At 51.6% G+C, this 18,893-nt stretch carries 16 protein-coding genes, 4 tRNA genes and 3 pseudogenes; 13 read left to right on the top strand and 10 right to left on the bottom strand.

Going from position 1 to position 18,893, the window contains the following annotated elements; all coding sequences use genetic code 11:
* Positions 1-171 precede the first annotated feature (171 nt).
* Positions 172-531 (bottom strand): annotated as a pseudogene (locus J7445_RS08505) (YchJ family protein); the annotation flags it as partial.
* A 52-nt stretch (positions 532-583) separates the two neighbouring features.
* Between J7445_RS08505 and J7445_RS08500 the strand changes: the two are divergent.
* Positions 584-1,433 (top strand): annotated as a pseudogene (locus J7445_RS08500) (IS5 family transposase); the annotation flags it as partial.
* A 19-nt stretch (positions 1,434-1,452) separates the two neighbouring features.
* Here J7445_RS08500 and J7445_RS08495 read toward each other — a convergent pair.
* On the bottom strand, positions 1,453-2,259 hold the full coding sequence (locus J7445_RS08495; protein WP_209282991.1) for an integrase core domain-containing protein: 807 nt from the start codon (positions 2,257-2,259) through the stop codon (positions 1,453-1,455).
* 38 nt (positions 2,260-2,297) lie between these two features.
* Between J7445_RS08495 and J7445_RS08490 the strand changes: the two are divergent.
* The 7 genes and pseudogenes from J7445_RS08490 to J7445_RS08455 all read left to right on the top strand — a co-directional run.
* A pseudogene (locus J7445_RS08490) lies at positions 2,298-2,474 on the top strand (transposase); the annotation flags it as partial.
* A 525-nt stretch (positions 2,475-2,999) separates the two neighbouring features.
* Positions 3,000-4,988, top strand: coding sequence for a monovalent cation:proton antiporter family protein (locus tag J7445_RS08480; protein WP_209282990.1), 1,989 nt, complete (start codon positions 3,000-3,002; stop codon positions 4,986-4,988).
* 72 nt (positions 4,989-5,060) lie between these two features.
* Positions 5,061-5,136: transfer RNA gene (locus J7445_RS08475), tRNA-Val, on the top strand.
* 31 nt (positions 5,137-5,167) lie between these two features.
* Positions 5,168-5,244: transfer RNA gene (locus tag J7445_RS08470), tRNA-Asp, on the top strand.
* A 39-nt stretch (positions 5,245-5,283) separates the two neighbouring features.
* Positions 5,284-5,359: transfer RNA gene (locus tag J7445_RS08465), tRNA-Val, on the top strand.
* 32 nt (positions 5,360-5,391) lie between these two features.
* Positions 5,392-5,468 (top strand) — tRNA-Asp (locus tag J7445_RS08460).
* 347 nt (positions 5,469-5,815) lie between these two features.
* Positions 5,816-6,136 carry a helix-turn-helix domain-containing protein gene (locus tag J7445_RS08455; protein ID WP_244969472.1) on the top strand — a complete coding sequence of 107 codons (321 nt, stop codon included), beginning with the start codon at positions 5,816-5,818 and terminating at the stop codon, positions 6,134-6,136.
* 63 nt (positions 6,137-6,199) lie between these two features.
* Here J7445_RS08455 and J7445_RS08450 read toward each other — a convergent pair whose 3' ends face one another.
* Positions 6,200-7,207 carry an IS5 family transposase gene (locus tag J7445_RS08450; RefSeq protein WP_209282989.1) on the bottom strand — a complete coding sequence of 336 codons (1,008 nt, stop codon included), beginning with the start codon at positions 7,205-7,207 and terminating at the stop codon, positions 6,200-6,202.
* A gap of 85 nt (positions 7,208-7,292) precedes the next feature.
* Between J7445_RS08450 and J7445_RS08445 the strand changes: the two genes are divergently transcribed.
* On the top strand, positions 7,293-8,111 hold the full coding sequence (locus J7445_RS08445; protein ID WP_209282988.1) for an IS3 family transposase: 819 nt from the start codon (positions 7,293-7,295) through the stop codon (positions 8,109-8,111).
* A gap of 184 nt (positions 8,112-8,295) precedes the next feature.
* Here the strand turns inward: J7445_RS08445 and J7445_RS08440 are convergent, their stop codons facing one another.
* The gene (locus tag J7445_RS08440; protein ID WP_101810874.1) at positions 8,296-9,090 is read right to left on the bottom strand and encodes a 3'-5' exonuclease; all 795 of its coding nucleotides are present in this window, start codon (positions 9,088-9,090) and stop codon (positions 8,296-8,298) included.
* A 188-nt stretch (positions 9,091-9,278) separates the two neighbouring features.
* Between J7445_RS08440 and glyQ the strand changes: the two genes are divergently transcribed.
* Together glyQ and glyS are read left to right on the top strand one after the other, a co-directional pair.
* Entirely contained in the window at positions 9,279-10,175 is an 897-nt protein-coding gene (gene glyQ / locus J7445_RS08435; protein WP_003744037.1) for a glycine--tRNA ligase subunit alpha, read from the top strand.
* Positions 10,176-10,291: 116 nt separating this feature from the next.
* The gene (gene glyS / locus J7445_RS08430) at positions 10,292-12,355 is read left to right on the top strand and encodes a glycine--tRNA ligase subunit beta (RefSeq protein ID WP_209282987.1); all 2,064 of its coding nucleotides are present in this window, start codon (positions 10,292-10,294) and stop codon (positions 12,353-12,355) included.
* Between the two features lie 490 nt (positions 12,356-12,845).
* Here the strand turns inward: glyS and plsX are convergent, their stop codons facing one another.
* The 4 genes from plsX to J7445_RS08410 all read right to left on the bottom strand — a co-directional run bounded on the left by plsX (position 12,846) and on the right by J7445_RS08410 (position 15,596).
* The gene (plsX, locus tag J7445_RS08425) at positions 12,846-13,904 is read right to left on the bottom strand and encodes a phosphate acyltransferase PlsX (protein WP_209282986.1); all 1,059 of its coding nucleotides are present in this window, start codon (positions 13,902-13,904) and stop codon (positions 12,846-12,848) included.
* A 290-nt stretch (positions 13,905-14,194) separates the two neighbouring features.
* Entirely contained in the window at positions 14,195-14,722 is a 528-nt protein-coding gene (locus tag J7445_RS08420) for a phosphoribosyltransferase (RefSeq protein ID WP_209282985.1), read from the bottom strand.
* 159 nt (positions 14,723-14,881) lie between these two features.
* The gene (gene rpmF / locus J7445_RS08415) at positions 14,882-15,061 is read right to left on the bottom strand and encodes a 50S ribosomal protein L32 (protein ID WP_003744026.1); all 180 of its coding nucleotides are present in this window, start codon (positions 15,059-15,061) and stop codon (positions 14,882-14,884) included.
* A 34-nt stretch (positions 15,062-15,095) separates the two neighbouring features.
* Positions 15,096-15,596 carry a YceD family protein gene (locus J7445_RS08410; protein WP_209282984.1) on the bottom strand — a complete coding sequence of 167 codons (501 nt, stop codon included), beginning with the start codon at positions 15,594-15,596 and terminating at the stop codon, positions 15,096-15,098.
* Between the two features lie 54 nt (positions 15,597-15,650).
* On the opposite strand from J7445_RS08410, the gene J7445_RS08405 reads away from it, so the two are divergent.
* Together J7445_RS08405 and J7445_RS08400 are read left to right on the top strand one after the other, a co-directional pair.
* On the top strand, positions 15,651-16,241 hold the full coding sequence (locus tag J7445_RS08405) for a Maf family protein (RefSeq protein WP_209282983.1): 591 nt from the start codon (positions 15,651-15,653) through the stop codon (positions 16,239-16,241).
* 58 nt (positions 16,242-16,299) lie between these two features.
* Positions 16,300-17,010 carry an SAM-dependent methyltransferase gene (locus tag J7445_RS08400; RefSeq protein WP_209282982.1) on the top strand — a complete coding sequence of 237 codons (711 nt, stop codon included), beginning with the start codon at positions 16,300-16,302 and terminating at the stop codon, positions 17,008-17,010.
* Between the two features lie 114 nt (positions 17,011-17,124).
* Here J7445_RS08400 and J7445_RS08395 read toward each other — a convergent pair whose 3' ends face one another.
* Together J7445_RS08395 and J7445_RS08390 are read right to left on the bottom strand one after the other, a co-directional pair.
* Complete coding sequence (locus J7445_RS08395; RefSeq protein WP_209283370.1) at positions 17,125-17,949, bottom strand: undecaprenyl-diphosphate phosphatase; 825 nt, start codon at positions 17,947-17,949, stop codon at positions 17,125-17,127.
* 284 nt (positions 17,950-18,233) lie between these two features.
* Positions 18,234-18,893 (bottom strand): thiol:disulfide interchange protein DsbA/DsbL, encoded by a 660-nt coding sequence (locus J7445_RS08390; protein WP_209282981.1) that lies wholly within the window; start codon positions 18,891-18,893, stop codon positions 18,234-18,236.

Raw genomic sequence — 18,893 nt, 5'->3', positions numbered from 1 at the left:
TAGGTTACTAAAATTTTATGCTCAATCTCATTTTCAAAATGCAAAACCTTTCTGATTTTTCCTACTTTTTGCTCAATATTAGGAAGGTTTTAGTCAATTGAAAATTTTTTGGCGCATTTTTATGCGTCAAATTTCGTTAGCAGACTATTTTTGCAAAGGTCTCATTCTGCCTTATTTGAAAAATTGTCCGCAGCATGCCTTGAATTTTTTTCCTGAACCGCAGATGCAGGCTTGCTTCATTGTCGGGAGTGCAACGGTTGGATCAATAAAGTACCAGTATCCGTCAATATTGACGAATGTAGATAGTTCATGATGGCATGCCGTTTCAGCTCCATCTTGAAAATGGGCATTAAATTCAACTTGGGCGTGGCGTTTGCCAATGAGGGTATGGTGGATTACTTCTAATCCCAGCCAAAAGGTTCCTTGGCTCCATTTCTGCATTTCTTCTTGATTCAGCAGATTTTGCTGGGAGGGAACTGTGGTGGCAACGATATAACCAGTATTATGTAACACATAGGCAGAGACCTTTGCAAAATTCCCCAAAATCCCCTAAATTCCCACCAAGACATTTAGGGGATTTCTCATGAGCACCTTCTTCCGGCAAACCGCACAAGCCATGATTGCCAAACACATCGACCGCTTCCCATTATTGAAGTTGGATCAGGTGATTGGTTGGCAGCCGATCGAGCAATACCTGAATCGTCAAAGAACCCGTTACGTCCGAGACCACCGCGGCCGTCCCGCCTATCCCCTGTTGTCCATGTTCAAAGCCGTCCTGCTCGGACAATGGCACAGCCTCTCCGATCCCGAACTCGAACACAGCCTCATCACCCGCATCGATTTCAACCTGTTTTGCCGTTTTGACGAACTGAGCATCCCCGATTACAGCACCTTATGCCGCTACCGCAACTGGCGGCGCAAGACGACACCCTGTCCGAATTGCCGGAACTGATTAACCGACAACTGACCGAAAAAACCTAAAATTAGAGAAGGCATCCGCCGCCGTCGTTGACGCCACCATTATTCAAACCGCCGGCAGCAAACAGCGTCAGGCCATAGAAGTCGATGAAGAAGGACAAGTCAGCGGTCAAACCACACCGAGTAAGGATAAAGATGCCCGCTGGACAAAGAAAAACGGCCTCTACAAACTCGGTTACAAACAACATACCCGTACCGATGAGGAAGGCTATATCGAGAAACTGCACATCACCCCCGCCAATACCCATGAGTGCAACCATCTGTCCCCTTTGTTGGAAGGCATTGCCGAAGATACGACCGTCTATGCCGACAAAGGCTACGACAGTGCGGAAAACCGTCAACATCTGAAAGAGCGTCAGTTGCTGGACGGCATTATGCGCAAAGCCCACCGCAACCGTCCGCTGACGGAAGCGCAAACCAAACGTAACCGGTATTTGTCGAAGACCCGTTATGTGTAGGAACACGTCGCGTTGTTTACACCACAGGTTGAGAAAAATAAGCCTGCAAGACCTCAAACGGCGTATCGCCGTTCAAACTGCGGTGTGGCTTCACAGTGTTATAAAAATTAACAAAGCGGCACAACTCCTTTTGCCGATGTTCCGGACTGTCAAACGACTGTTTCTTATGCCACATCTCCATCAGGGTACGGATAACCCGCTCCGCCTTACCGTTGGTCTGCGGACGGGCAACCCGGGTAAACTTTTGACCAATCCCGTTCTCGTAACAGGCCACACCGAAAGCATGGTTGGCCGAGCCTTTGTATTCCGTACCGTTGTCGGAGTAAACGCACTCAATCAGGTATGGGCAGGGATCAATCAGGTGTTCGGTCAGAAACTTGGCGGTGCTGTCTGCGGTTTTGTCCGGCAAAATGGCGGCGTATGGCTCCCTTGAGAAATCGTCGATGGCGACAAACAGGTAATCCCGCTTATCGGCGGCTTTTCGTCCTTTGAGCAGCGGCAGCCGTTTGGTGTCGAGATGCACCAGCTCTCCGGGGTAGGATTTATTGTAGCGTTTGGCCTGCTTTTTGAGTTTTTCCTGAATACCGCGTTCTACCTTGGCCAGGCGTTTCATTCCGTACTTTGCCTGTTTGAAACGGTTGTTGGTACTGGTTTGCGGTTTGAGCAGCTTGGCCCTTGCGGCTTTAAGGGCGCGGTAAATGGTGACGCGGCTGACTTGGTAGCGGCGTGCCAAGGAGGTGATGCTTTCCTTCCCCTGCGTGTAGGCCAGCCAAATGGCTTGGCGGTGGTGCGGGGTGAGACGTGTATTTTTGTGTATGTTCATGTTTCAGTATTCTCCTAGAAATACTGTAAACAACGCTACTAGTTTCTACACGTTATGTGGTCGAACAAAGCTTCGGTACGCTGCACCGTAAATTCCGCTATGCGCGGGCAGCCTATTTCGGACTGATTAAAGTGAATGCGCAAAGCCATCTGAAGGCGATGTGTTTGAACCTGTTGAAAGCGGCCAACAGGCTAAGTGTGTCTGTTGCCGCCTAAAAGGCGGCCCGGATGCCTGATTATCAGGTATCCGGGGAGGATTAAGGGGGTATTTGGGTAAAATCAGGAGTGATTTGGGGAGAAAACAGCCGAAAACCTGTGTTTGGGTTTTGGCTGTTGGGGGAAGTGCTTTTTTGCAAAGGTCTCAGGCACTGTATCTTGAGCGCATCAATTTTTCGGCAGTTTGCGGATGAGATTGATGAGTATGGAAGGGGTGGCAGCATTCAGCGTAGGGTAGGGAAGAAGAACATGGACAAGGGGTAGGGGGCATGGAGGATGTCCTATTAATGTTTTTATTTTATTGAGAGAATAAAAGTCTATTTGGCAAGTCGTCTGAAACAGAAATATTCGAAATGTTCATTTATTCGGTATTATTTATTGCGTAGGAACATTATTTTACAGGGTTTTTTGATACAATATCTCTACTCCGTCCCGACAATGCCGGAATGTTATTCCGCGTCCGCTCGGACGGCCTGTCATAAATAAAACAGTCATTTTCCAACAAACATCAAGGCCGCCCGCTCTATGCACGAAACTTTTTCCCTCGCACCCATCGTTATCGTCCTCCTCGTTTCCGTCATTACGGTAATTTATTGCCGTAAATTCAACATTCCTTCCATGCTCGGTTATCTTTTGGTCGGCTTTATTGCCGGTCCGGGTATGTTGAAGCTGATTCCGCAAGGTCATGCTACTGATTATTTAGGTGAAATCGGTATCGTATTCCTGATGTTCAGTATCGGTCTCGAATTCTCCCTGCCCAAGCTCAAAGCCATGCGCCGTTTGGTGTTCGGACTGGGCGGTTTGCAGGTCGTTGTGACCATGCTGTCGATTATCGGCATTTTGATGCTGATGGGTGTCAACTTTAATTGGGCGTTTGCCGCAGCCGGGGCGATGACCATGTCGTCCACGGCAATTGTCAGCCGCATCCTGTCCGAAAAAACCGAATTGGGACAGCTGCACGGTCAAATGGCGATGGGTGTCTTGTTGATGCAAGATATTGCCGTTGTACCGTTGATGATCCTGATTCCTGCGTTGTCGGGCAATGGCGAAGAAGGCAGTCTGTGGGTCGCGCTGGGTCTTGCCGGATTGAAAATGCTGGTCACGCTGGGCGTGTTGTTCGTTATCGGCAGCAAGGTAATGTCGCGCTGGTTCAGAATGGTCGCCAAACGCAAGTCGTCTGAATTGTTTATGATCAACGTCCTGCTGGTAACCTTGGGCGTAGCTTATCTGACCGAACTGGAAGGCTTGTCGATGGCATTGGGCGCATTCGTCGCCGGTATGCTGCTTTCGGAAACGGAATACCGTTTTCAGGTGGAAGACGACATCCGTCCGTTCCGCGATATTCTGCTCGGTTTCTTCTTTATCACGGTCGGCATGAAACTGGATATCCAAGCTTTAATCGGCGGCTGGCAGCAGATTCTGATTTTGCTGGCAATTTTGCTGGTATTGAAAGCATTGGTCGTCTTTTTCATCGCTTTGCATATGAAGCATCCGATTGCGGATAGCTTAAAAACAGCCCTCTATTTGGCACAAGGCGGCGAATTTGGTTTTGTGATGTTAAACATCTCCAGCAAAATCAATATGGTGTCGCCCGAGCTGGAGCAGGCAGCTACGGCAGCGATTCTGTTGTCTATGATTATTGCCCCATTTATCTTGGGCAGCAGCGATGCCATCGTCAGCCGTTTCGTCAAATCAAGCTGGGACATGAAGGCATTGGATTTGCACAGTATGTTGGTGGAAACCATGAGCAAATCCGACCACGTCCTGATTATCGGTTTCGGACGCGGCGGTCAGACCGTCGGACGTGTCTTGGCTCAGGAAAACATCCCCTTCTTCGCCCTCGACCTCGATATCGGCAGGGTTCAGGTGGCACGCAATGCCGGCGAACCGGTCTCGTTCGGCGATGCCAAACGGCGCGAAGTCTTGGAGGCGGCAGGTTTGGAGCGCGCCAAAATGGTGGTCATTACCCTGAACAATATGCACGAAACCCAGCATGTTCTCGACAATATCATGTCCTTGCATCCGAGCATGCCTGTGTATGTTCGGGCTACCAATGACGATTACGTCAAAACCTTCACGGATATGGGCGCGGAAGAAGCTGTATCCGACACCAAAGAAACCAGCTTGGTACTGGCAAGCTACGCCATGCTGGGTAATGGTGCGACCTTCAACCATGTTTATCAGACCATTGCCAACATCCGACACAGCCGCTACGCCTCTTTGGAAGGCTTGTTTGTCGGCAGTGATGATGAAAATGGATTTGACGACGGAGGCAAATCGGTATGCCGCCACGCCTTTCCTCTGACTGGAGAAGCCCACGCCATAGGCAAGACCATCCGTGATTTACCTTTGGATAACGCAGGCATCAAACTTCTATTTATCCGCCGAAACACAAGCAGGATAGAAAACCCCGACTTGGATTTCCAGCTGCAACCGAATGATATTTTGGTTGTCGCAGGCAGACAGGAGGAAATTATTTCTTTTGAAAACTGGAGTTTGCAAGGAAATACTTAATGCGATAAAAAATAAAGCTTGCACAGCGGATGCTTTTTTGATTTAATAGTGTCTTCGCAAACGCAGCGACAAGGGTGATTAGCTCAGTTGGTAGAGCGTCTGCCTTACAAGCAGAATGTCGGCGGTTCGACTCCGTCATCACCCACCAAGTTCCCTTTATTGTTGCAAAACAATGATGCGCGGTGGTAGCTCAGTTGGTTAGAGTACCGGCCTGTCACGCCGGGGGTCGCGGGTTCGAGCCCCGTCCGCCGCGCCAAATTTCAAAATACTGACATTGTCGGTATTTTTTATTTTCGGGTGATTAGCTCAGTTGGTAGAGCGTCTGCCTTACAAGCAGAATGTCGGCGGTTCGACTCCGTCATCACCCACCAAGTTTCCTTTCATTGTTGCAAAACAATGATGCGCGGTGGTAGCTCAGTTGGTTAGAGTACCGGCCTGTCACGCCGGGGGTCGCGGGTTCGAGCCCCGTCCGCCGCGCCAAATTTTAAAATACCGGCTTTGCCGGTATTTTTTTGTGCGTAAGAAACGAACGTGGAGAGGGCAGCTATTTGGTTTTCAGACGACGTCTTATAGAGATTTCACTTTAAAGCAGGATAGGTTAGAGGAATGGTCGGCTATATAGAGTCTGCAGTTGATTTACCTTGAACTTTTGAATCTTAGTAAATCGTGTTTTCTTTGAGTTAAGGTGAGGTAACGTTGTTTTGGTTTGAAGTTAATCCATTGTAGGTTCTAATTTTGTTTAGGGTCGTCTGAAAACAGAAATCCATACTGAACTGCACCCCAAAAGTTGGATACATCCCCTCCAACTCACAAGGTGCAGTTTTTTTATGAGCAAATATACATTACACTTCAAATACCAAGCCGTACTCCACTACCTGCACATACGCAGCCAACAGCGTACCGCAGACCACTACGGCATTTCCCGAACCCACCTGCGGCGATGGATACGCGCCTATCAGGAAGGCGGCATCGGCGCACTCGAACACCCCCAATCCAAAACCATGCCCCCACACCGCAAAAACCCCTTCATCGCCGACAAACCCGACCAAGAAAAAACACAGGCAGAGACCTTTGCAAAAAAGCCCTTCCCCCGACAGCCGAAACCCAAACACAGGTTTTCGTCTATTTCCGCTCCTAATTACTCCTGATTTTACCCAAATGCCCCCTTAATCCTCCCCGGATACCTGATAATCAGGCATCCGGGCCGCCTTTTAGGCGGCAACAGACACACTTAGCCTGTTGGCCGCTTTCAACAGGTTCAAACACATCGCCTTCAGATGGCTTTGCGCACTCACTTTAATCAGTCCGAAATAGGCTGCCCGGGCGTAGCGGAATTTACGGTGCAGCGTACCGAAGCTTTGTTCGACCACATAACGGGTTTTCGACAAATATCGGTTGCGTTTGGTTTGCGCTTCCGTCAGCGGACGGTTGCGGTGGGCTTTGCGCATAATGCCGTCCAGCAACTGATGGTCTTTCAGATGTTGCCGGTTTTCCTTACTGTCGTAGCCTTTGTCGGCATAGACGGTCGTGCCTTCGGCAATGCCCTCCAGCAAAGGCAACAGGTGGTTGCACTCATGGGTATTGGCGGGAGTGATGTACAGTTTCTCGATATAGCCTTCCTCATCGGTACGGGTATGTTGTTTGTAACCGAGTCTGTAGAGGCCGTTTTTCTTTGTCCAGCGGGCATCTTTGTCCTTACTCGGTGTGGTTTGTCCACTGACTTGTCCTTCCTCATCGACTTCTATGGCCTGACGCTGTTTGCTGCCGGCGGTCTGAATAATGGTGGCGTCAATGACGGCGGCGGATGCTTTCTCTATTTTTAGGCCTTTTTCGGTCAGTTGGCGGTTAATCAGTTCCAGCAATTCGGACAGGGTGTCGTCTTGCGCCAGCCAGTTTCGGTAGCGGCATAAGGTGCTGTAATCGGGGATGCTCAGTTCGTCAAAACGGCAAAACAGGTTGAAATCGATGCGGGTGATGAGGCTGTGTTCGAGTTCGGGATCGGAGAGGCTGTGCCATTGTCCGAGCAGGACGGCTTTGAACATGGACAACAGGGGATAGGCGGGACGGTCGCGGTGGTCTCGGAGATAACGGGTTCTTTGACGGTTCAGGTACTGTTCGATCGGTTGCCAATCAATCACCTGATCCAACTTCAATAGTGGGAAGCGGTCAATGTGTTTGGCAATCATGGCTTGTGCGGTTTGCTGAAAGAAGGTGCTCATGGAAAATCCCCTAAATGTCTTGGTAGGAATTTAGGGGATTTTGGGGAATTTTGCAAAGGTCTCAGGCAGAGCTTATCGAAGAGTTGTGCCATATGCGCGCAAAGGTCGCCTACCTAAAGGAGTTGAAAGCCCTCAGCCAAAAGCGGACCGAAAAGGACAAAGCCAAACCGTCCAAACACTGAGGGCGCAACACCCGCTCAAATACCTGCTGCACATCGCAAACCTGCCCAAAAGCAGCTTTTACTACCATCACCAAGACCGGCCCGACCCCGACGCAGCCGACAAAGCCCTCCTTGTCGAAACCTACCGACGACATAAAGGACGCTACGGGCAAAGGCGCATTGCCGCAGCATTGGATTGGAACCGCAAAAAAGCAGCTCGGTTGATGAGGCAGTTGGGGCTGAAAGCCAAAATACGGGCGAAAAAAGCCTACCGCCATCCCGCCATGGGCGAAATATCGGAACACCTCCTCAAACGCCGGTTCAAAGCCCAAAAGCCCAACGAAAAATGGCTGACCGACGTGACCGAACTCAAAGGGAGCGACGGCAAACTGTACCTCTCGCCAATCTTGGACTTGTTCAACCGCGAGATCGTCGCCTACGCCATGAGCCGCAGAGCCGACAGCGAAATGGTGAAGGAAATGCTCGAAAAAGCCGCACCCCGGCTGACCGGCGAAGGAACGATGCTGCATTCCGACCAGGGCGTGCTGTACCGTACGGCGGGGTATAGGGAATTGCTTGCGGAGCATTCCATGGTTCAAAGCATGTCGCGAAAGGCGAACTGCTGGGACAATGCGCCGATGGAAAGCTTCTTTGCGGTGTTGAAGACGGAGTGTTTCTATAACGCAGGAGAATTGACGGTGGACGAATTGATGAAGCAGATAGATGACTATATGGATTACTAAAACCGGGAGCGTTGCAGTCTGAAATTGAAAAAGCTGAGTCCTGTCGCATACAGAACCCAGCTTGCACAGAGCGCCTGAAAAGGCTTTTATGAGTGTCCAAGATTTGGGGGCCAGTTCATACCGGATTCTGCTTTTCAGACGACCTTTATGGTTGGCAGGAAGATAGCCTTTCCAAGCCTGACGTTTAACGCCACGCGGCGACAAACTCGTTCCAATGCTGCTTGTCCTGAGCCTGTCCGGTCAGGTAATGCTTCAGCCGTTTGACTTCCACTTCATACTCATCCGCGTCCAAAGCGCCGCTCATCAGGCGGAAGCGTAGGAACATTAAATAAGTGTTTGCCGCATCGGTTTCGCAATAATCGCGGATGTCTTTCAGACGACCTGCGTGGAACGCCTCCCAAACTTTACTGCCGTCCATGCCCAGTTTGCCGGGGAAACCGCAAAGTTTCGCCATATCGTCCAGCGGCACATTGGCACGCGGTTGGTACAGGGCGAGCAGGTCCATCAGGTCGCAATGGCGGTTGTGGTAGCGGCTGATGTAGTTGTTCCACTTGAAATCGCGGCTGTCGCCGAAATCGCCTTCGCCCATATCCCAATAACGCGCCGCCGCAATGCCGTGTATCAGCGCGCGGTAATGCAGGACGGGCAGGTCGAAGCCGCCGCCGTTCCAACTGACCAATTGCGGCGTATGGCTTTCGATAAGGTCGAAAAACTTGGCGATCATTTCCTCTTCGCTGTCGTTTATTTCGCCTATGGTGCCGACATGGATTTTGTCCTGCCCCCAACGCATACAGCAGGAAATGGCGACCACTTGGTGTAAGTGGTGTTGCATAAAATCAGAGCCGTTTTGGGCGCGGCGTTTCTGCTGGGCGAACAAGACCACCTCGTCGTCCGGCAAAGAGGCAGGCAGGTCGTACAACAGGCGGATGCCGTTCACATCAGGTACGGTTTCGATATCGAAAGCCAAAATCGGGGTCATGGGCGACTCCTCAAATTCAATCAAAACAGATTAAAACAGACAACAGGATAACGGCATTGTGGCATGTTTCCGCATTTATTGACAGTCAAATCACACCGCCGCCCCGCCATTCCATCTGCCTGTACACCTACCCAAAACACCGTCAAAACAGTAAAATCCCTCTTTTATCCCAATCCGAAACATAAGCCATGCTCACCTTCCAACAAATCATCTTCAAACTGCAAACATTCTGGGCAGACAAAGGCTGCACCGTCATCCAACCTTTCGACATGGAAGTCGGCGCCGGCACATCTCACCCCGCCACCTGCCTGCGCGCGCTCGGCCCCGAGCCTTGGTTTGCCGCCTACGTCCAACCCAGCCGCCGCCCCAAAGACGGCCGCTACGGCGACAACCCCAACCGCCTGCAACACTATTACCAATTCCAAGTCGCCCTCAAACCCGCCCCCGCCAATATCCAAGACCTCTATCTCGACTCCCTGCGCGAATTGGGCATAGACCCCAAAGTCCACGACATCCGCTTCGTCGAAGACGACTGGGAAAACCCCACCCTCGGCGCATGGGGCTTGGGCTGGGAAGTCTGGTTAAACGGCATGGAAGTAACCCAGTTTACCTACTTCCAACAAGTCGGCGGCATCGACTGCACCCCTGTACTCGGCGAAATCACCTACGGCATCGAACGCTTGGCGATGTACCTGCAAGGCGTGGAAAACGTCTATGACCTCGTTTGGGCAAAAACGCTCGACGGTAATACAGTAACTTACGGCGACGTTTACCACCAAAACGAAGTCGAACAATCCACCTACAACTTCGAATACAGCGATGCCGACTGGCTGCTGCGCCAGTTCAACGACTACGAAGCGCAAGCCAAACGCCTGCTCGCCGAAGAAAACGCCAGCCTCGCCCTGCCCGCCTACGAGCTGGTCCTCAAAGCCGGACACACCTTCAACCTATTAGACGCACGCGGCGCCATTTCAGTGACCGAACGCGCCACCTACATCGGCCGCATCCGCGCCCTCAGCCGCACCGTGGCGCAGAAATACGTCGAAAGCCGCGAGAAACTGGGCTTCCCGTTGATTAAAAAATAACGATACGTCGTCTGAAACAGGTTTTCAGACGACCTTTATTGCGTATCCATTAATACAGGCCGTACGGCATATGCAGGATTTATAAGCAGAACCTACGGACAAACAGAAAGTCTCCCATGACAACCCAAACCCTTTTAATCGAACTCCTTACCGAAGAACTCCCCCCAAAAGCCCTGAATAATTTAGGCAACCACTTCGCCACTTCTGTTGCCGAAGGCTTGGAAAAAGCGCAACTGATTGACGGCGAAGCCGAATTTACCGCCTACGCCTCGCCGCGCCGTTTGGCCGTTCAAATCAAAAACGTCAAAGCCGTTCAAGCCGATCAGAAAATCGTGAAAAAAGGCCCTGCCGTAACGAATGCCATGAAAGACGGTGCGCCGACCAAGGCTTTGGAAGGTTTTGCGCGCGGTGCAGGGGCAAAAATCGAAGACCTGACCATCGTCCACGACGGCAAACAGGATGTGTACGCCTACGAATACGTCCAAACCGGCAAACCGTTGGGCGAACTCTTGGAAGACATTATCAATCAAGCTGTTAAGAAACTGCCGATTCCGAAAGTGATGCGTTGGGGCAGCAGCACGTTTACCTTCGTGCGCCCCGTTCACGGGCTGATTGTGCTGCACGGCAGCGACATCGTAAACGTCAGCGTCTTGGGCCTGCAAAGCGGTAATCAAACCTTGGGACACCGCTTTCTGTCCAGCGGTGAAATCACCATTGAAAACGCCGACAGCTACGCCGCACAAATGCGCGAGCAAGGCAAAGTCGTCGCTTCGTTTGCCGAGCGCAAAGCCGCGATTCAGACAGCCTTGAACGAGCAGGCAGGTCGTCTGAAAGCGACCGTTGCCGCCGATGAAGCCCTGTTGGACGAAGTTACCGCGCTGGTCGAATACCCCGTTGTTTTGGAAGCTGGTTTTGAAGAACATTTCCTCGCCGTGCCGCAGGAATGCCTGATTCTGACCATGCAGCAAAACCAAAAATACTTCCCGCTGCTCGACCCAAACAGCAAGCTGATGAACCGCTTCCTGTTGGTCTCCAACCTGCAAACCGAAGACCCGTCGCACATTATCCAAGGCAACGAACGTGTCTTGCGTGCGCGTCTGTCCGATGCCGAGTTCTTCTACAAACAAGACCAAAAAGCGACTTTGGAAAGCCGCCTGCCCAAGCTGGCAAATGTGGTGTACCACAACAAAATCGGCTCGCAAGCCGAGCGTATCGAACGCCTGCAAAGCATCGCCGCCCACATCGCTAAAGCTTTAGGCGCGGACGCTGCCGCAGCCGAACGCGCCGCGCGTTTGGCAAAAGCCGACTTGGTTACCGAAATGGTCGGCGAATTCCCCGAACTGCAAGGCACGATGGGCAAATACTATGCCCGTTTGGACGGCGAAACCGAAGAAATCGCCGAAGCCGTCGAGCAACACTACCAACCGCGTTTCGCCGGCGACAATCTGCCGAACGGCAAAGTCGCTACTGCCGTTGCACTTGCCGACAAACTGGAAACCTTGGTCGGCATTTGGGGCATCGGTCTGATTCCGACCGGCGACAAAGACCCCTACGCCCTGCGCCGCGCCGCCTTGGGTATTTTGCGGATGCTGATGCAGTATGGTTTGGACGTAAACGAGCTAATTCAGACGACCTTCGACAGCTTCCCCCAAGGTTTGCTCAACGAGAAAACGTCGTCTGAAACCGCCGACTTCATGCAGGCGCGCCTTGCCGTATTGCTGCAAAACGACTATCCGCAAGACATCGTCGCCGCTGTACTCTCCAAACAGCCGCGCCGTTTGGACGATTTGACCGCCAAACTGCAAGCCGTTGCCGCGTTCAAACAACTGCCCGAAGCCGCCGCGCTCGCTGCCGCCAACAAACGCGTGCAAAACCTGCTGAAAAAAGCCGATGCCGCGCTGGGCGAAGTCAATGAAAGCCTACTGCAACAAGATGAAGAAAAAGCCCTGTATGCCGCCGCACAAGGCTTGCAGCCAAAAATTGCCGCTGCTGTTGCCGAAGGCAATTTCCAAACCGCCTTGTCCGAACTGGCCTCCGTTAAACCGCAAGTCGATGCCTTCTTCGACAGCGTGATGGTGATGGCTGAAGACCCCGCCGTAAAACAAAACCGCCTGAATTTGCTGAACCGTTTGGCAGAGCAGATGAACGCGGTAGCGGATATTGCGCTCTTGGGTGAATAATATATAGCCGTAAAAAAAGGTCGTCTGAAAACGGGAAAGCAGCTTTGTCCAACGTTTTCAGACGACCTTTTTGATTGTTTCAGGTTCGCGGTTGCGGGGTGGGGGAGCTAGGTAACCGATTTATATAGCGAACTTATTTCGTTTTCGAGATTGGCTCTACTATTTTCGTGCAAGTGGAAACCTAAAGATTAGAAATCTTGGAAATATTTAAATATTCTTGAAAGACTGAAATATAGACTTTTGTCTGTGTGGAAATGACGAAGGTGATGCAGCATGGACTTTGCTTTCAAATGTTATGGAAAAAGCTTTTAAAGTTTTCGGCATAATTTGCCGATAAAGCTTGTGCCACAAGTTTTGGTTTGCCGGACAGCATATAGTTTGGCAAGTTTGTTCTAAAAATCATCAACCCAATGCCGGCATATGATTTTTCAAAAAAACGTCGTCTGAAAATTTTTCAGACGACGTTTTTATATTTCGTCGTTCAATGGCGTTATTCTGCCGTATCAGAAGCAGCCTCTTTTTGTTCCTTGATTGTCTCCAATGCGGTAAGTTGTTCGGCGACACCTTGTTCGATTTTCGACAGGCTGGCGGATTTTGCTTCGTGGTAGGCTTCTTCTAAGGCATAGCTGAAGCCGACATCGTCTGTGCCGCCGTGGCTTTTGATGACGATGCCGCGCAGGCCGAGCAGGATGGCGCCGTTGAATTTGCGGGGATCCAGTTTGCTTTTCAAGCCTTTCAGGGCGGGGAGGGCGGCGACGGCGGCCATTTTGTTGAACAGGTTGCGTTGGAATTCCTGACGGATGGCTCCGCTCATGAATTTGACCGCGCCTTCGATGGTTTTGAGCATGATGTTGCCGACAAAGCCGTCTGCGACAATCACGTCGGCTTCGCCATATAGGACGCCATTGCTTTCGATGTTGCCGATGAAATTCAGTTTGCTGCTTTTGAGCAGTTTGAAGGTTTGTTTGACGGTGTCCGTGCCTTTGATGTCTTCGGTGCCGACGTTCAGCAGGCCGACGCGCGGGCTGCCTTTTTGCGGGTAGAGGGCTTGGAAGAGTTCGTTGCCGATGATGGCGAACTGTACGAGCTGTTCGGGCGTGCAGTCGACGTTTGCGCCCAAATCGAGGGCGAGGGTCAGGTGTTCGCTGTCGGAAGGCAGGAATTTGGCGATGGCGGGGCGGTCGATGCCGGGAATGGTTTTGAGGACGAAGCGGGCGGTCGCCATGAGCGCGCCGGTGTTGCCGGCAGAGACGGCGGCTTGCGCGGTGCCTTCTTTGACTTGGTTGATGGCAATGCGCATGGAGGAGTCTTTTTTATTTTTCAGGGCAAGCTGAGGGGCTTCGTCCATGCCGACGACTTCGGAGGCGTGGAGCACGGTAATGCGCTCCATTGGTGCGTTGGCTGCGGAGAGGGCTTGGCGGACGGCGGATTCGTCGCCGACCATAATGAGGTGTACGTCTTGCTGCTGTTTCAAAAAGGCAAGGGCACCGGGGACGGTAACTGCGAGACCTGAGTCGCCGCCCATGGCATCTACGGCCAATGTAATCATGTTGTTCTCCGGTTTTTGCCGTGAAGCGGAAGAGGGGCAGTATCGGCTGCCTCTGTGAGTTTATTCGGCTTCACAATCGGTTTCAGACGACCTTTGGACGATATGCGGTATGGAGGTCGTCTGAAAATAGGGTGTATGTGTGGTCGGGTGCTTCGGATTGAAGTGTTGCGTTCCACATTCTAATACGTTTTATGAAGATGCGCTGAAAAGAGGCGAAATCTCGTTTTATCGGTATGGTACGGATTTCGCCGTTGCCGTTCCGGGAGAAGGCGGGCTTCTCCATCACGGGTTTATTTTTTGCCTTCGGCAGCGAGGCGGTTGTGTTCGTCGATATCGAGTGCGTCCCAAGGGTAGTTGATCCACCAGTCTTCTACGGTCAGACCGCTGAAGTAGGGGATGCCTTCGGGGATTTTGCCGACTTTGGCTTTGATTTTTTCGTGCAGGACGGCAACGCCGATGGTGCCGAAATCTTCTTTTTGCAACTCGGTCAGACAGAATTCCATGGTCATGCGGCTGTCGTCGACTTCATCGACGACGAGTACGTTCTTGCCTTTCAGTACGTCAGGGACGGGGTCGAGCCATTGGACTTTTTTGACTTCTTCCGTTACCTGTCCTTCATTGTCGCTGTCGTAATAGGCGGTTGTTACGGCGTAAATCGGGATTTCCAGAAAGCAGCGCAGCATACGGGCGGGGATGAAGCCGCCACCGCCGATGGCGATCATGGCATCGTATTTGACGCCGGAGTTTTGGATTTTTTCCGCCAACGCTTTGATCACGCGGTGGATATCGTCGTAGGTGTACCAGATTTTCTGTTTCATGGCGATTCCCGATTGGATTGGGTGTATCAGTTTGAACTGTGAGGATTTCGTGCCGAGTGTTGAGATGGATTCAGGCATGCAGTCGGGCAGTTCGGATGTAATGTAAAAAAGCCAGCATTGCATGGCAATATTCTGGCTTTTTCAGTCAGTCGAATAAGATTATTCGCCTTTGGCTTTCACTACTTTACGACCGCGGTACATGCCGTTGGGGGAAATGTGGTGCGGGCGGTGTACTTCGCCGGTTACGCTGTCAACAGACAGAGAAGGCGCGGTCAAAGCGTCGTGAGAGCGGTGCATACCGCGTTTAGAAGGGGATTTTTTGTTTTGTTGAACGGCCATTTCAAGCTCCTAGATAAATAAAACTGTGTCCTGGTTAACTGCTTTTCAAACCTGCTAAAACAGCAAAAGGGTTGGGTTTGTCCTGATTGACTTGTTCCAGCGCGGCGTTGTCGCAGTTTTCGTGGCGCGGGGAGAAGGGGAGCGACATTAGGATTTGGTCTTCCACCAACCTGCGTACGTCGAGTTCTTTCTCAATCGGCATGCCTTCCAACTCTTCGTCGGCAAGCATTGCTTCATCCAAGTCCTCTTCATTGGCGAACAAAACAATGCGGCTGGTTTCGTCGAGCGTAAACGGTATGGGGCGGATACATCGTTGGCAAATCAGCGGCATATCGGCTTTGACGTTTAAATCGAGAAACAAACGCTGCAGTCGGTCGCGTCCGCCGCTCAGCGTAAACGACACTTTGGTCTGTTTGTCGGCCGGATAATCGTGCGAACGGACTCGTTCGTCCAATTCCTCAAGCAGGAAGCTGCCTTGCAGGGTCTGCTTTTCGGAGGCGAAAACTTCTGGGTCAATCAAATTAGGGTCTGACATAAACGGGGTATGATATAATTTCGACAGTCTAACGTCAATATTTTTAAGCAAAATATGAATGCAAAACTGCCTTTGATATTGGGTTCGGGTTCGGTGTTCCGCCGCGCGCAGCTTGAGCGTTTGGGTATTGATTTCCAAACTGTCGCGCCTGATTTCGACGAAACGCCTGCTGCGGGTGAAAACGCGGCGGATACTGCCTTGCGTTTGGCGGAAGGGAAGGCGCGTTCGCTGGCGGCTCGATTTCCTGCCGCGTTGGTGATCGGTGCGGACCAAGTGGCGTGGTGCAATGACCGCCAGTTGGGCAAGCCGATGAACGTCGCAAATGCACAACAAATGCTCAGGGATTTGAGCGGCAGAAAGATTGAATTTTACAGCGCAATCGTGCTTTTGAATACTGCTTCGGGCCGTATTCAGCGTCATGTCGATAACACGTCGGTCTTGATGCGCGCGCTGACAGACGGGCAGATTGAGCGTTATCTGGCGCGCGAGCCGGACGCGGTTTACTGCGCGGGTGCGGCGAAGAGCGAGGGCTTGGGCGCGGCGTTGCTGGAGCGCATAGACAGCAGCGACCCGAACGCGCTTATCGGTTTGCCCATCTTCAAACTGGTCGAGTTTTTAAAAAACGAAGGCGTAGAAATCATTTAGGTCGTCTGAAAACAGCCGTATGACGGTTTCAGACGACCTTCCGTATAGGAAACCCATCATGTCCCCGATTCTTTACCTGATTCCCACCCCTTTGGGTGCGCCCGATACCCCCTGCCTGCTGCCGCACGAACAGACGCAGATTACCGGCTTGACCGATTTCGTAGTTGAGGCCGAAAAAACCGCCCGCGCACATCTGAAACATTTGGGCATCACGACTCCCATCCGCGAGCTAAACCTGCAAACCCTCAACGAACACACCGACCTGAAAACCCTGCCCGAGCTTTTGAAACCTTTGCAGGAAGGGCGCAGCATGGGCATTCTCAGCGAAGCAGGCTGTCCCGCGGTTGCCGATCCCGGCGCGAATCTGGTGGCGTTGGCGCACCGACACGACTATGAAGTCCGTCCGCTGGTCGGCCCGTCCAGCCTGTTGCTGGCGTTGATGGCGTCAGGGGCGAACGGGCAGAATTTCGCGTTTAAAGGCTATCTGCCGTCGGAGAAAAGTGAGCGTATCGCCGCTTTGAAGAGCTTGGAGCAGCGTTCCCGTCAGCAAAACGAAACCCAGATTTTTATCGAAACGCCTTACCGCAACGATGCGCTGCTCGCCGACGCACTGGAAACCTTGTACCCTGAAACCCGCCTCTGCACCGCAACCGACCTGACTTTGCCGACACAGGAAATCATCAGCCAAACCGTTGCTGCTTGGCGGAAAATGAAAACGCTACCGAATTTGAAAAAACGCCCGACGATATTTGTGTTGCACGCGGGCTAGGGGCGGGCGGTTTGTCGGATTAGCCCGCCATACTGGGAAAGGTCGTCTGAAAATCTTGTATACAAGGTTTTCAGACGACCTTTGCTTTATCTAAAGCTTATCCCTGCTTCAACATCATGCTGCCCATTTGACCCAGCCCATCGCCCAAGTCAGCAGAATCAATCCGCCGAAGACGATACGGTAGTAGGCAAACGGAACGTAGTTTTTGCTGGACACGAATTTCAGCAGCGATTTAATCGCCAAGAGGCCTGCCAAGAAGGCGGCGATGAAACCGACGGCAATCAGGCCGACATCTTGCAAAGTAAAAAGTTTGTAGTTTTTCAATACGTCATAGCCGGTAGCGGCAATCATCATCGGCACGGCGAGGAAGAAAGAAAATTCGGTCGCAGCTTTGCGCTCGATGCCCCACAGCATACCGCCAATAATCGTACTGCCCGAACGCGAAGTCCCCGGCACCAGCGCGCACACTTGGGCGCAACCGACCACAAGCGCATCAATCGGACGCATTTCATCCACGCTTTTGACTTTCGGCTTGATTGTGCTTTGGCGTTTTTCGACCCATAAAATAAAAAATCCGCCCAATACCAACATGGTGGCGACGGTAATTGGGTTAAATAAATATTCTTTAATTTGTTTGCTGAACAGCAAACCTACGACTGCGGCAGGTACAAACGCGACGGCAAGGTTCAACACGAAGCGGTTGGCGGCACGGTCTTTACCCAGTCCGGACAAAACGGAAGTGAAACGCTGACGGTATTCAAAAATCACGGCAAGTACCGCGCCCAGTTGGATGGCGATTTCAAATACTTTGCCGTTGCTGTGGAAATTGAGCAAGTCGCCCAATACAATCAAGTGGCCGGTACTTGAAATCGGCAGAAATTCCGTCAAACCTTCCACAATGCCCATAATCAGGGCTTTTAATAAAGTTAAAATGTCCATATTGCTTTCTTTTTTGGTTTTCAGACGACGTTTGCCTGTCTGGATTTCAGGATAAAGCGGTATCAGAATCAGAAAACTGCTGCGGGATGGCGGTGTTTGCACCATCCCTCAGCAGTATCGTTTTTATGGATTTTATAGTGGATTAACTTTAAACCAGTACGGCAAGGCGAGGCAACGCCGTACTGGTTTAAAGTTAATCCACTATACGCCGCCCAAAACAAACAGACAGTTCGGAAACCGTCTTATCTTTAGCGATCATTCCGAAACTGTCTGGATAAATTCCGTCAGCGCGCGGCTTTAGAAGCTGCTTTGCCGCCGGAACGCTCTTGGCGGACTTTGTTAATCAGCTCGCCTATGGTTTTCTGCCCATTCTCCCAATCGCTGCTGAATATGACCCGATATTTGCCGCCGACGATGACGTCCGGCGTACCTTCGATACGGTAAGTCTCGGTCAGGCTTTGCATTTTTTTAGCGGCTGCGAGGCTCGCGGGTGCGTCGTATGCGGCAATCAGTTTTTTGCTGTCAAAGCTTTTTTGTGCCGCCGCCCAGCTTTTGAAAGTGGCGGTATCCGCCAAATTGATTTTCTGTTCGTGTACGGCTTTGAAAATAGCGGGGTTTGCCTGATACTTCAAACCCGAAGCGTTAACCGCTGCAGCAACCCGCGCCAAGCCCAACATTTCAGGCATCCAGACGACGTGTTCGGTACGCAGGTAAACATCTTTCGGGAAAGTTTTGCTGTATGACAGCAAGACGGGATCAAAGTTTTGGCAATGTACGCAGAAATAGCCGAAAAATTCCAAAACTTCGATTTTGGATGCGTCTTGTTGCGGAATCGGTTTTTTCAAAACCGTGTAATCCACGCCTTCGACCGCAGCCTGCGCACTTGCGGAAAAGGCAAGCACGAGACTGAGGAGTACGGCTGCCGGTTTGATTGTCCGTTTCAT

It is taken from the genome of Neisseria sicca (assembly GCF_017753665.1).
GTDB classification, from domain to species: Bacteria; Pseudomonadota; Gammaproteobacteria; order Burkholderiales; family Neisseriaceae; genus Neisseria; species Neisseria flava.
This window is presented reverse-complemented; position numbering and strand designations above follow the sequence as displayed.

Bases quoted from the DNA above. Each gene is read 5' to 3' on its own strand.
- J7445_RS08495 (WP_209282991.1), bottom strand. From the start codon at position 2,259: ATGAACATACACAAAAATACACGTCTCACCCCGCACCACCGCCAAGCC.
- J7445_RS08480 (WP_209282990.1), top strand. From the start codon at position 3,000: ATGCACGAAACTTTTTCCCTCGCACCCATCGTTATCGTCCTCCTCGTT.
- J7445_RS08455 (WP_244969472.1), top strand. From the start codon at position 5,816: ATGAGCAAATATACATTACACTTCAAATACCAAGCCGTACTCCACTAC.
- J7445_RS08450 (WP_209282989.1), bottom strand. From the start codon at position 7,207: ATGAGCACCTTCTTTCAGCAAACCGCACAAGCCATGATTGCCAAACAC.
- J7445_RS08440 (WP_101810874.1), bottom strand. From the start codon at position 9,090: ATGACCCCGATTTTGGCTTTCGATATCGAAACCGTACCTGATGTGAAC.
- glyQ (WP_003744037.1), top strand. From the start codon at position 9,279: ATGCTCACCTTCCAACAAATCATCTTCAAACTGCAAACATTCTGGGCA.
- glyS (WP_209282987.1), top strand. From the start codon at position 10,292: ATGACAACCCAAACCCTTTTAATCGAACTCCTTACCGAAGAACTCCCC.
- plsX (WP_209282986.1), bottom strand. From the start codon at position 13,904: ATGATTACATTGGCCGTAGATGCCATGGGCGGCGACTCAGGTCTCGCA.
- J7445_RS08420 (WP_209282985.1), bottom strand. From the start codon at position 14,722: ATGAAACAGAAAATCTGGTACACCTACGACGATATCCACCGCGTGATC.
- rpmF (WP_003744026.1), bottom strand. From the start codon at position 15,061: ATGGCCGTTCAACAAAACAAAAAATCCCCTTCTAAACGCGGTATGCAC.
- J7445_RS08410 (WP_209282984.1), bottom strand. From the start codon at position 15,596: ATGTCAGACCCTAATTTGATTGACCCAGAAGTTTTCGCCTCCGAAAAG.
- J7445_RS08405 (WP_209282983.1), top strand. From the start codon at position 15,651: ATGAATGCAAAACTGCCTTTGATATTGGGTTCGGGTTCGGTGTTCCGC.
- J7445_RS08400 (WP_209282982.1), top strand. From the start codon at position 16,300: ATGTCCCCGATTCTTTACCTGATTCCCACCCCTTTGGGTGCGCCCGAT.
- J7445_RS08395 (WP_209283370.1), bottom strand. From the start codon at position 17,949: ATGGACATTTTAACTTTATTAAAAGCCCTGATTATGGGCATTGTGGAA.
- J7445_RS08390 (WP_209282981.1), bottom strand. From the start codon at position 18,893: ATGAAACGGACAATCAAACCGGCAGCCGTACTCCTCAGTCTCGTGCTT.